4 protein-coding genes are annotated in these 13197 nt (G+C 64.8%); all 4 read left to right on the top strand.

Annotation, left to right across the window (positions count from 1 at the left end; genetic code table 11):
- Window position 1: 1 nt before the first annotated feature.
- On the top strand, window positions 2-742 hold the full coding sequence (locus tag L6D82_RS19160) for a thioesterase II family protein (RefSeq protein WP_039770083.1): 741 nt from the start codon (window positions 2-4) through the stop codon (window positions 740-742).
- 39 nt (window positions 743-781) lie between these two features.
- Entirely contained in the window at window positions 782-1765 is a 984-nt protein-coding gene (locus L6D82_RS19155) for a TauD/TfdA family dioxygenase (protein ID WP_085747869.1), read from the top strand.
- 187 nt (window positions 1766-1952) lie between these two features.
- Complete coding sequence (locus tag L6D82_RS19150; protein ID WP_236191013.1) at window positions 1953-5354, top strand: amino acid adenylation domain-containing protein; 3402 nt, start codon at window positions 1953-1955, stop codon at window positions 5352-5354.
- Entirely contained in the window at window positions 5351-13186 is a 7836-nt protein-coding gene (locus L6D82_RS19145) for a non-ribosomal peptide synthetase (RefSeq protein ID WP_236191011.1), read from the top strand. Before L6D82_RS19150 ends, L6D82_RS19145 begins: the two co-directional genes overlap by 4 nt.
- Window positions 13187-13197 lie beyond the last annotated feature (11 nt).

Raw genomic sequence — 13197 nt, 5'->3', positions numbered from 1 at the left:
GGTGACAAAGCTGACACTGCTGTGCCTGCCCTATTCGGGCGCCAGCGCCATGGTCTACAGCCGCTGGCGGCGCCAGCTGCCGTCGTGGATGCAACTGCAACCGGTGGAGTTGCCCGGACGCGGCGCGCGCTACGACGAACCCCTGCAAATCGACATGCGGGCCCTGGCCCGGCAACTGGCGCGCGAGCATAAACCTTCGCTGCAAGCGCCCTATGCGCTGTTCGGGCATAGCCTGGGCGCGCTGCTCGCGTGCGAGCTGGCCCACGCCTTTCGCGATCTTGGAGCCCCCGAGCCGGTGGCGCTGTTCGCCTCCGGCACCGCCGCCCCGAGCATGCGCAGCGATTACGATCGTGGTTTTTCCGAGCCGCGCAGCGACGAAGAGCTGATCGAACAGCTGCGCACCTTTCAGGGCACCAGCGAAGAAGTACTGGCCAATCAGGAGTTGATGAGCCTGACGCTGCCGGTCCTGCGCGCCGATTTCATGATGTGCGGACGCTTCACGCCGATCGAGCGGCCACTGCTCAATTGCCCGGTGCATGTGCTGGGCGGCAAGGAAGACCGGGCGACCACCGAACAGTTGATCGGCTGGAGCAAAGAGACGCTGGGCAGTTTCTCGGTGGACATGATGACCGGTGGGCACTTCTTCATTCATGAGCATGAAGCCCGGGTCATCCGCACGCTCAAGAATCACCTGGAAGCCCATCACCGGCGCCATGCGCTGTCGGCGGCACCGGCGCTGTAAAGCGCGGTTCACCAATCGAGTGTTTTGAGGAGGCCAGTCATGGCTGTTGCTGAGGGATTTTCCGTCCGTCCGTTGTTGCCGCATCGCGGTCGCCTGCCGCTGCTGGTGGAGGCGAGCGACGCCGATACCGACTTGCTGGCGGTGTTCGACGAATTGAAAGAGCTGGTCGATAAGCATCTGCTGCAAGACGGCGGTTTGCTGTTTCGTGGATTCCGGCTGGAGGGCGCGGAGCGCTTTCGCGAGTTTGCGGCGAGCTTCGGCCATCCGCTGCTGAACTATGAGTTCGGCTCCACGCCACGGACCAACGTGACCCAGGGGGTGTACACCTCCACCGAATACCCGGCGCACCAGAGTATTCCGCTGCACAACGAGCAGGCCTACTCCCGGGACTGGCCGATGAAGATCTGGTTCTACAGCATGATCGCGGCCAGGTCCGGTGGCGAAACGCCGATTGCCGACAGTCGCGAAGTGTATCGCCGGATTCCGGTGGCGATCCGCGAGCGCTTCGTCAGCAAGGGTCTGATGTATGTGCGCAACTTCGGCAACGGCCTGGATGTGGCCTGGGAAGATGTGTTCAACACCGAAGACCAGGCCGAGGTCGAGGCCTACTGCCAGGCCCACGGCATTGTCTGCGAATGGAAGGACGACGGCGAACTGCGTACCCGCCAGACCTGTCAGGCAGTGGCCCGGCATCCGGTCACCGGGGACATGGTCTGGTTCAATCAGGCGCACCTGTTCCACATCTCCAACCTGCAACCGGAGGTGCGCGAGAGCCTGCTGGACATCGTCGATGAAGAAGACCTGCCGCGTAACGTCTACTACGGTGACGGTTCGCCCATCGAGGATGAAGTGTTGAGCCAGATACGTGCGGTGCTCGACGAATGCGCCATCAGCTTCCCGTGGCAGGAGGGCGATGTGCTGATGCTCGACAACATGTTGTCGGCCCATGCCCGCTCGCCGTTCGAAGGCCCGCGCAAGGTAATCGTGGCCATGGCCGAAGGTCACTCCCAGGACGCCCTCTGACCCGTCGCAGCAGGTGAGCGGGTGGTTGTCGAAGCCGGTCGTGAGCCGGCTTCGGCGTTTGTGCGCCAGTCCCGGCAACCGTCGGCCGGGGATTGCCCGGCCCCGCTAAATCATGGCGTTTGTCATTCGTTCTTGTTGATACGACCGGGCCTCCTGGTCACGCCGCCGATCAGCAAGGACCCAATGCATGAATGCCGCAGACGCACAGAAACTAGCCCGCCGCTTTATCGAATTGCCTCAGGACAAACGTCGTTTGTTCCTCGCCGGCATGGCCCGTGAAGGGATCAATTTTGCGCAGCTGCCCATGACCGCCTGCATCGGGGCCGCCGAGCGTGACGGCTTGTCCTATGCCCAGCAGCGGATGTGGTTTCTCTGGCAGATGGATCCGCAAAGCGCCGCCTACAACCTGCCAATGGCCGTGCGCCTGAGCGGTGAGTTGCAGCCCGAGGCGCTGGAGCAGGCGTTCAGTCTGCTGGCGGCGCGGCATGAGTGCCTGCGCACCACGTTCGGTCAGGAGGGCGAACAAGCTTTCCAGAAAGTCGCCGAACCGCAGCCCGTCAAGCTGACCCTCACTGACCTGAGCGCGTTGCCCGAGGATCAGCGCTGGCCGCTGGCCCGTCAGCACATGATGGCGGAGGCCACGCAAGCCTTCGATCTGGAAAGCGGGCCGTTGCTGAGCCTGCGTCTGCTGCGGCTGGACGCGCAGGAACACGTGCTGTTGCTGACGCTGCACCACATCATTGCCGACGGCTGGTCGATGAACATTCTCATCGATGAATTCATGCGCACCTACGATGCGCTGGTGGCCGGGCGCGAGCCACAATTGCCGGCGATCACCGTGCATTACCGCGACTATGCGCTGTGGCAACGCAGCTGGCTGGAGGCGGGCGAACGCGAGAGGCAGCTCGACTACTGGCGCGCGCAGCTGGGCGATGAACATCCGGTGCTTGAACTGCCGACTGACCGCGCTTACCCGGCGCAGGCCAGTCACCGCGGCGCGCGTCTGGAAACGGTCATCGACGCCAGCCTGCGCCAGGATCTGAAAAACCTCGCCCAACGTCAGGGCGTGACCCTGTTCGTGGTTCTGCTGGCGGCGTTCAAGACCTTGCTGCATCGCTACAGCGGCCAGACCGACATTCGCGTCGGCGGCCTGATCGCCAACCGTACCCGCAGCGAAACCGAAGGCTTGATCGGCTTCTTCGTCAATACGCAGATCCTGCGCAGCGTGGTCACCGCCAACAGCCGTTTCGCCGATCTGTTACAGAGCCTGCGCCAGTCTGCGGCCGGCGCGCAGTCCCATCAGGATCTGCCGTTCGATGCCTTGATCGAAGCCCTGCAACCGGCCCGCAGTCAGAGCCATAACCCGCTGTTCCAGGTGATGTTCAACCATCAGCCGCTGGTGACCGATTTGCAGCAGGCGCAGTTGGCGTCAGGCTTGCGGGTCGGTTACCTGACCGAGGAACAACTGACCGGCAGCGGCCGCGAACATGCGGCCACCAGCGATCTGATGCTCGACACCCGTGAAGAGGGCGAGCAACTGTTCGCCGCGTTCACCTACGCCACCGATATTTTCGACGAGTCCACCATCGCCGCGCTGGCCGGGCACTGGCGCAACGTGCTGGTGTCGGTCTGCCGTGATCCGCAGCAGTTGATCGGCAACCTTTCGATGCTGGACGTCGCCGAGCAGCAGGGCTTGATCCAGATCGCCGAAACGAGCCCGCGACTGGCCAGCTTTCAGACCCTGTTCGAAGCGCAAGTGGCCCGTACCCCCGAGGCGCCGGCGGTGATTCTGGCGAGCGAGCCGTCACCCTCGATCAGCTATGCCGAACTGAACCGGCGCAGCAATCGCCTGGCCCATCAACTGCGCGCCCGGGGTGTCGGCCCAGATGTGCTGGTCGGCGTGGCGCTGGGGCGTTCGCTGGAACTGGCCGTCGCCTTGCTGGCCGTGCTCAAGGCCGGCGGCGCCTATGTGCCGCTGGATCCGCAGACGCCGGGCGAGCGTTTGCGCCATGTGCTCGACGACAGCGGACTGAACCTGTTGCTGACCGACCGGCAGACGCTGGCCGTTCTGCCGGCTCTCGACGGTGTGCAAAGCCTGTGCCTGGACACGCTGCCCGACGATGGCGCCAGCGACAATCTGCCGGTGACGGTCGAGCCGCAAAACCTCGCCTACGTGATCTATACCTCCGGCTCGACCGGTCGGCCCAAGGGCGTGGCGATCAGTCATGCCGCGCTGAGCGAGTTCATCGAGCGCGCCATCGACTACAGCGACCTGCGCGAAGGCGACCGGGTCTTGCAGTTCGCGACCAGCAGCTTCGACGGGTTCGTCGAGCAGTTTTTCCCGCCGCTCTGTCACGGCGCGAGCGTCGTGCTGCGCGACGCGCGTCTGTGGGACAGCGCGACATTGCATCAAGTGATCCTCGAACACGGCATCACCCTGGCCGACTTGCCGGCGGCGTACTGGTACTGGCTGGTGCAGGAATACGCTGCCAATCCTCCGGCGCATTTCGGTGCCCTGCGCCAGATTCACGTGGGCGGCGAGGCGATGGCGGTGGACGGTCTGCGCCTGTGGAAGCAGGCCGGATTGGGTCATGTGCGCCTGCTCAATACCTACGGGCCGACCGAGGCCACCGTGGTGTCGACGATCCACGACTGCTCGGCGCTGACCCCTGACGCCGTGTCGTGGCGCGGCATTCCGATTGGTCACGGTCTAGCCGCACGTCGCCTGTACGTGCTGGACGATGATTTGAACCTGCTGCCGCAAGGCGCGGTGGGCGAGTTGTACATCGGCGGCCCGGGCCTGGCGCGCGGCTACCACCGACAACCGACCCTGAGCGCCGAGCGTTTCATAGCCGACCCGTTTGCCAGCGGCGAGCGCCTGTACCGCACCGGCGACCGCGCACGTTTGCGCGCTGACGGCGCGGTGGAATACGTCGGTCGCGTGGATCATCAAGTGAAGATCCGCGGTTTCCGTATCGAGCTGGGTGAAATCGAATCGCGCCTGCAGCAATGCCCGGGCATCCGCGAGGCCGTGGTGCTGGCCTTGCCGCTCAATGGCAGCCTGCAACTGGTGGCGTATCTGGTGGCCGATCAGGACGTGCTGGACGGGGTGGCCGCTCAGTCGGCGTTCCGTCAGCAGGTCAGGGCTTCGCTGCAGGCCAGGCTGCCGGACTACATGGTGCCGGGCCATCTGCTGCTGTTGGCGGAGTTGCCACTGACGCCGAGCGGCAAGCTCGATCGCAAGGCCTTGCCGGCGCCGGACATGGACCAATTGCAGGTCGATTACCGCGCCCCGCAATCGGACATCGAACAAGCCCTGGCGCATATCTGGGCGGATGTGCTGCAAGTGCCGCGCGTCGGTCTGGACGATCACTTCTTCGAGCTGGGCGGCCATTCGCTGCTGGCGGCGCAAGTGATCGGCCGGATCAAGAAACAGCTGAACGTGGTGTTGCCGCTGCGCAACCTGTTCGAAAAGCCGCTGCTCGGTGAACTGGCCCAGGCAGTGGCGCAGTTGGCCGACGGTGCAGCGGATAACGACTGGTCCGACATAGACCTGTTCATGAATGAATTGGAAGGAGAAGAAGTATGAGCGGCACCATGGCGGAGCGCATCGCTAAAAGGTTCGTCGGCTTGCCGCTTGAGCAGCGTCGGCTGTTTCTGGCCAAGCTGCGCGAAGAGGGCAAGGATTTCAGCCTGCTGCCGCTGCCGGTCAGTCGTCACGACTGCGCGCAGATCCCGCTGTCGTTCGCCCAGCAGCGTTTGCTGTTTCTCTGGCAGCTCGAGCCGCAGAGCGCCGCGTACAACATGGTCGCCGGCCTGCGCCTGAAAGGACGGCTGGACGAAGCGGCGCTGACCCGCTCGTTCGATCACCTGCTGGCTCGCCATGAAGTGCTGCGCACGGTGTTCCTCACCGACGGCGAGCAGCCGCATCAAGTGATCCTCGAACCGCAGGGCGTTGCGCTGGAACGCATCGACTTGACCGGTGTTGCCGCGCAAGAACGCGAGCAGACGCTGGCCGAGCACGTGCAGAAGGTGACGGCGCAGCCGTTCGATCTGCGTCACGGCCCGTTGCTGCGCGCCAGTCTGTTTTGCCTGGCGGACGATGAGTTCGTGCTGGTGGTGAGCATGCACCACATCGTCTCCGACGGCTGGTCGATGGACGTGATGGTCAAGGAATTCGTGCAGTGCTATCAGGCGTTCAGCCTGCAGCGCGAACCGCAGTTGCCGGCGCTGGCCTTGCAATACGCCGACTACGCCATCTGGCAGCGGCGCTGGCTGGAAGCGGGCGAGGGCGAGCGTCAACTCGATTACTGGCGCCAGCAACTGGGTGAGGAGCATCCGCTGCTGGAAGTCGCCCCGGACTTCGCCCGGCCGCTGACCCAGAGTTTTGAAGGCCAGACTCTGAGCTTCGATTTCGGCGCGGATCTGTCGCGTCAACTCAACGGCTTTGCCCGTGCTCAAGGCATCAGTCTGTTCATGCTGGTGCTCGCAGGGTTCTCGCTGTTCCTCTCGCGTCAGGCCGGAGAGCGTGACATCCGCGTCGGCGTGCCCAACGCCAACCGCAGTCGCGCCGAAGTCGAAGGGCTGATCGGCTTCTTCGTCAATACCCAGGTGCTGCGCTGCGAGGTGGATGAGCGAGGCAGTTTCGAGGACTTGCTGGCGCGGGTGCGCGAGGCGTCATTCGGCGCCCAGGCCCATCAGGAGCTGCCGTTCGAGCAATTGGTGGACGAGTTGGTCGCCGAGCGTACGTTGGGGCACAACCCGTTGTTCCAGGCCAAGTTCAACCAGAACGTCGGCATGCAGAAACAGCGTTCGATGGCGTTGCCGGGCCTGACCGTGGCGGAGTATCCGCTGGACAAGGACGGCACGCACTTCGATCTGGCGCTGGACATCACCGATGACGGCACGTTGATCCACGGGCAGATGACCTACGCCAGCGACCTCTATCGACACGCGACGGTTGAAGGTTTTGTCCCGGCGCTGCTTGGTCTGTTCGGTGCACTGCTGAAAGCGCCGCAAGCGCCGCTGCACACCGTGGCGACGGCATTGCCGAGCGCGCTCGCGGCACCGCGTGAACCGGCACAGTCGGTGTTGCAGCACTGGGAACGCGAAGTCGCGCGCCAGCCGCAAGCGCTGGCAGCGCGGGATCTGAATGGCGGCTTGAGCTTCCAGGCACTGGATCAGGCTGCCAATCGCCTCGCGCATCATCTGCTGGCCCAAGGCGCGATTGCCGGTCAACCGGTGGCGGTGCTGATGGAGCGCTCGCTCGACTGGCTGACGTGCGTGCTGGCGATCATCAAGGCTGGCGCGGTGTACATGCCGCTGGACGTCAAGGCGCCGATGGCGCGCTTGCAACAGATGCTCGGCGCCGCGAAGGCTCGGGCAGTGGTGTGTGCCGAGGGTGATTCGCGGGTTCCGGAACTGGCGGTCGCCGGTTGTCAGGGGCTGGCATTCGATGCGCAGCAATGGCAACAGCAGCCGGCGACGGCCCCGGCCTGTGAGTTGTCGGCGCAGTCGCCGGCCTATGTGATTCACACCTCCGGTTCCACTGGACAACCCAAGGGCGTGCTGGTCAGCCACGGTGCGTTGGCCAGTTACGTGCGCGGTGTGCTGGAGCGTCTCGATCCGGCGCCGGACACCAGCATGGCGCTGGTCTCCACCATCGCGGCGGACCTGGGTTTCACCGTGCTGTTCGGCGCGCTGTGCTCGGGCCGGTTGCTGCATGTATTGCCGGAAGAGCTGGGCTTCGATCCGGATCGCTTCGCCGAGTACATGGCCGGGCACCGGGTGGGCATGCTGAAAATCGTTCCGGGACATCTGGCGGCCTTGTTGCAGGCGTCGCGTGCAGCCGATGTGCTGCCGGAGCAGGCGCTGATTGTCGGCGGCGAAGCGTGTTCGCCGGCGCTGGTGGAGCGTGTGCGTCAGCTCAAGCCGGGTTGCCGGGTCATCAACCACTACGGCCCGAGCGAAACCACCGTCGGTGTACTGGCCCACGAAGTCGGTTCGCTGGAACCGGGGGCTCGCAGTGTGCCGGTCGGCACGCCATTGGCCGGGGCCCATGTGTATGTGCTTGACGATGTACTCAACAGCGTGGCCGATCAGGTTGCGGGCGAGCTGTACATCGGCGGCGACAGTGTTGCCCTCGGTTACCTTGGGCAGCCGGGGCTGACGGCCGAGCGCTTCGTTCCCGACCCGTTCGGGCCGGCCGGTGCGCGGGTCTATCGCAGTGGCGACCGGGTGCGTCGCAATCGCCAGCAGGCGGTGGAGTTCATCGGGCGCGCCGACGATCAGGTCAAGGTGCGCGGGTATCGGGTAGAACCCGCGGAAGTCGCCCGGGTGCTGCTCGGCCTGGACGGTGTCAGCGAAGCGGCGGTACTCGCGTTGGCGCTGGATGACGACCCGGCACGCCTGCAATTGGTGGCCTGGTGCGTGCCGGCGGCAGATGCAGCGCTGAAGGCGGAAACACTGCGCGAGCAACTGCAAGCCCGTCTGCCGGATTACATGGTGCCGGCGCAGATTGTACTGCTGGAGCAATTGCCGCTGACCGCCAACGGCAAACTGGACAAGCGCGCCTTGCCGGTGCCGGGCGTGGTGACGCAGCGCTTCGTCGCGCCGGTGGGCGAGGTCGAGGAAAAACTCGCGGCGATCTGGGCCGATGTGCTCAAGCTCGAGCGTGTGGGCAGCACCGACAATTTCTTCGAACTGGGCGGGGACTCGATCCTCAGCCTGCAAATCATTGCCCGGGCCAAGCGCCAGGGCATCAAGCTCAGCCCCAAGCAATTGTTCGAGAAGCAGACCGTGGGCCAGTTGGCGGCGGTGGCCAAACTGATCGAAGCCAAACCCGTGGCGGCAGCGCCGCAGAAGGTCGGCGGGCAGATGGCTTTGCTGCCGATTCAGGCGCGCTTTTTCGAAACACCGATTGCCCGGCGAGAGCACTGGAACCAGTCGGTGATGCTGCAACCGCAGGCGCCGCTTGATGCCAGTCATCTGCAAGCCGCACTGGCGGCACTGATCGAGCAGCATGATGCACTGGCGTTGAACTTCCAGGCGTCGGGCGATGTGTGGCAGGCAACGTTCCAGACGCAACGCGACCCGGAGCTGTTGTGGGTGCGTGATCTGGACAGCCTGGATCAACTGACGGCGCTGGCGGATCTGGCCCAGCGCAGTCTGGATCTGCAACAGGGGCGACTGTTGCGGGCGGTGCTGGCTAATCTGCCCGGCGGTGAACAGCGTCTGTTGCTGGTGATCCATCACCTGGTGGTCGATGGCGTGTCCTGGCGCGTCCTGCTGGAAGACTTGCAGCTCGGTTACACCGCACTGGCCTCGGGCAAGCCGCTGGTGTTGCCGGGCAAGAGCAGTTCGTTGCAGAGCTGGGCCGAGCGTCTGCACCGTTATGCCCAAAGTGAAACCTTGGGCCGCGAGCGCGAGTATTGGCTGACGACCCTGAGCGCGGGCGACGTGGAGTTGCCACGGGACTTTGCACAAGACGTGCAGACTCAGGAGCAGGCGCAACGCGTCAGTTCGCGCCTGAGCCAGGCACTGACCCACAAGTTGCTCAAGGTTGCTCCGGCCGCGTATCGCACGCAGATCAACGATCTGCTGCTCACGGCGCTGGCGCGGGTGTTGTGTGACTGGAGCCGACAGCCGTCGGTGCTGATCCAGCTTGAAGGCCATGGTCGCGAAGACCTGTTCGAGGAACTCGATCTGAGTCGTACGGTGGGCTGGTTCAGCAGCCTGTTCCCGGTGCGTCTGACACCGCAGGCAGGGCCGGGCGAATCGTTGTGCGCGATCAAGGAGCAACTGCGCGCCGTGCCGGGCAAAGGCATCGGTTACGGCGTGCTGCGCTACCTGACCGGTGCCGCCGAGCTGCGTTCGCCGGCCCCGCCACGGGTGACCTTCAACTATCTGGGCCAGTTCGACGGCGACTTCAGTGCCGCCGAGGGCGCCCTGTTCGTGCCGTCCGGCGAAAGCACCGGGGCCAATCAGGACGCCACGGCACCGTTGGGCAACTGGTTGAGCATTGACGGTCAGGTGTATGGCGGCGAGCTGGAACTGACCTGGACATTCGGTTCGGGCATGTACCGTACCGACACGGTGCAGGCACTGGCCGAGGCTTATCGCCTGGAGCTGGAACGGCTGATCGAGCACTGCTGCGACAGCGGCGAGGCCGGCGTCACGCCGTCCGATTTCAGTCTGGTGAGCCTGACGCAGGCGCAACTTTCGGCACTGCCGATTCCGGCCCGGGAGATCACCGATCTGTACCCGCTGTCGCCGATGCAGCAAGGCATTCTGTTCCACAGCCTCAACGACCCCGACAGCCCGGCTTACACCAACCAGCTGCGGGTCGACGTGCAACATCTGGAGGCCGAGCGTTTCCGTCAGGCCTGGCAGCAGACCCTCGACGCCCACGACATTCTGCGTACCGCGTTTGTCTGGCCGAGCGACGCCGCTGCAGCGGTGCAAGTGGTTCGCCAGAGCGTGCAAATGCCGTGGAGCGTGCAGGACTGGCGGGGTCGAACCGACCTCGACACTGCGCTGGAACAACTGGCCGGCGATGATCTGGCCAACGGTTTCGAGCTGACGGGCGCGCCGCTGTTGCGGGTTTCGCTGGTGCGTACCGATGATTCGACGCATCACCTGATCTACACCTGCCATCACATCCTGATGGATGGCTGGAGTACCTCGCAGTTGTTCGGTGAAGTGCTGCAGCGTTATGCGGGCCTGACTCCGGTTGCTGCCCAGGGACGTTATCGCGACTACATCGAATGGCTGGGTCAGCGCGATCAGCCAGCCAGTCGGGCGTTCTGGAAGCACGCGCTGGCCGAGCTCGAAGAGCCGACGCGTCTGGCCAGTGCCGTGCCGACGCAGACGTCCGGCGTCAGCGGTTATGCCGATCACCAGCATCTGTTCAGCGAACAGCTGACGGCGGATCTGAACCGTTTCGCCCGGGAGCAGAAAGTCACCCTCAACACCCTGGTGCAAGCGGCGTGGCTGGTGCTGTTGCAGCGTTACACCGGTCAGGACAGCGTGGCCTTCGGCGCTACGGTGGCCGGACGTCCGACCGATCTGCCCGGCGTCGAGCAGCAGATCGGCCTGTTCATCAACACCTTGCCGGTCGTGGCGGCGCCGTCCGCCGAGATGCCGGTCGAGCGCTGGTTGCAACACGTGCAGGGCCTCAACCTGGCGCTGCGCGAGCATGAGCACACGCCGCTCTACGAGATTCAGCGCTGGGCCGGACTCGGTGCGGGAGCGCTGTTCGACAGCATTCTGGTGTTCGAGAACTACCCGATGGCCGAAGCCCTGCAACAGGGGCCGGATACCGGTCTGGTGTTCTCGGCGATCCGCCGTCAGGAGCAGACCAACTACCCGCTGACGCTGGTGGCGGTCACCGGTCGCGAGCTGAGCCTGGGCGTCAGTTACGATCAGGCCCTGTTCGGTGCTGCGACGATCGTCGGCCTGAGTCGTCAGCTCGAAAGTCTGTTGAGCCAGTTCCTCGGCAACGCCACGCAACCGTTGGGCACCTTGCAATTGCTCGACGAGCCGCAGCGCAAGCAAGCGATCGACTGGGGCAAGGCCGGCGTCACGGCGACCGATTCGCGCACGGTGCTCGAGTTCATCGAGTCCCGCGTTGCACTGCGACCGGATGCAGCGGCGGTGATCTACGCCGAACAGCAGATCGACTATCGCCACCTCGACCTGCGGGCCAATCGTCTGGCGCACAAACTGCAAGCGCTGGGCGTGGGGCCGGAGGTGCGGGTCGGTGTGTGCATGCGCCGTACCCCGGACATGCTGGTCGCGCTGTTGGCAATTCTCAAGGCCGGTGGCGCCTATGTGCCGCTGGACCCGGATTACCCGCAGGAACGTCTGCTGCACATGCTCGACGACAGCCGCGCCGCGGTATTGCTGACCGAGCCGGCAGCGCAGGCGATGCTGCCTGACGCGTTGAGCGCTCAGGTGGTGCTGGTGGAGGAGGGCGAGCAATCGCTGGCCGGGTATCCGACCACTGCGCCGGTGGCCGGGATCAGCGGGCAAAACTTGGCTTACGTCATTTACACCTCGGGTTCCACCGGCAAGCCCAAGGGTGTGGCCATCAGTCACGCCAACCTCACTGCGCTGATCCAGTGGTCGCAAGGGGTGTACCGCGAGGAGCAGTTGCGCGGTGTGCTGGCGTCGACTTCGATCTGTTTCGACCTGTCGGTCTGGGAGATCTTTGTCACCCTGGCCAGCGGTGGCTGCATGGTGCTGGCGGACAACGCGCTGGCCCTGGCGGAGTTGCCGGCCCGCGAGCGGGTCACGCTGATCAACACGGTGCCGTCGGCGATTGCCGCGCTGCAACGGGCCGGGCAGATTCCATCGTCGGTCGCGACCATCAATCTGGCCGGCGAGCCGCTGAAACAGAGCCTGGTAGACACGCTGTACGCGACCCCATCGGTCAGGCAGGTCTACGACCTGTACGGTCCGTCGGAAGACACCACGTATTCGACGTTCACCCTGCGCACCGCGCACGGTCAGGCCAACATCGGCCGGCCGCTGGACAACACCGTGGCGTACCTGCTCGACACGCAACTCAATGGCTTGCCGGCCGGTGTGGCGGCCGAGTTGTACCTGGGCGGCGCCGGCGTGACCCGGGGCTATCTGATGCGCCCGGGGCTGACCGCCGAGCGCTTCGTGCCCAACCCGTATGCCGGCAACGGCGAGCGGCTTTACCGCACCGGCGACCTGGTGCGCCAGGGCGCGGACGACAACATCGAGTACCTGGGGCGCGCCGACCATCAGGTGAAGATCCGTGGTTTCCGTATCGAACTGAGCGAGGTCGAAGCGCGCCTGCTGGAGCAGGACGAGGTGCGCGAGGCGGTGGTGCTGGCGCAGGACGGCGCGGCGGGCAAGCACCTGCACGGCTACGTCGTGGCGGCGCAACCGGCGACCGACCCGGCGGCGCTGGCCGAGCGTCTGCGCGCAGCGTTGGCCAGTCGTTTGCCGGCGCACATGGTGCCGGGGCATCTGCATGTGATCGAGGCGGTGCCGCTGACCCCGAACGGCAAGCTCGACCGCAAGGCGCTGATGGCATTGGGCGTCAGCCCGTCGCAGCAGCAGTACGAAGCGCCGCAGACCGACTTGCAATGGGAGGTGGCGACGGTCTGGCAGGAAGTGCTGGAAGTCGAGCGCGTGGGCCTGGCGGACAACTTCTTCCAGCTCGGCGGCCATTCGTTGCTGGCGACGCTGGTGGTGACCCGGATCAAGGAGCGTCTGGGCGACAAGGTGCCGCTCAAGGAGCTGTTCGAAGCCGATACGCTGAAAGCGTTCTGCAACCGGATCGAGGCGCTGCGCGTCGAAATGTCGCCCGTTCAGGACGAATTGGCTAAATCCCTGGAGGCCCTCAAACGTCTATCCCTCGATGATCTGGAAAAACTGATTTCTTGAGAGGGAAAAAC

Source organism: Pseudomonas paraglycinae (assembly GCF_021601625.1).
In the GTDB taxonomy this organism is placed as follows: Bacteria; Pseudomonadota; Gammaproteobacteria; order Pseudomonadales; family Pseudomonadaceae; genus Aquipseudomonas; species Aquipseudomonas paraglycinae.
This window is presented reverse-complemented; position numbering and strand designations above follow the sequence as displayed.

Coding starts and splice junctions, on each gene's coding strand:
- L6D82_RS19155 (WP_085747869.1), top strand. CDS start 782: ATGGCTGTTGCTGAGGGATTTTCCGTCCGTCCGTTGTTGCCGCATCGC.
- L6D82_RS19150 (WP_236191013.1), top strand. CDS start 1,953: ATGAATGCCGCAGACGCACAGAAACTAGCCCGCCGCTTTATCGAATTG.
- L6D82_RS19145 (WP_236191011.1), top strand. CDS start 5,351: ATGAGCGGCACCATGGCGGAGCGCATCGCTAAAAGGTTCGTCGGCTTG.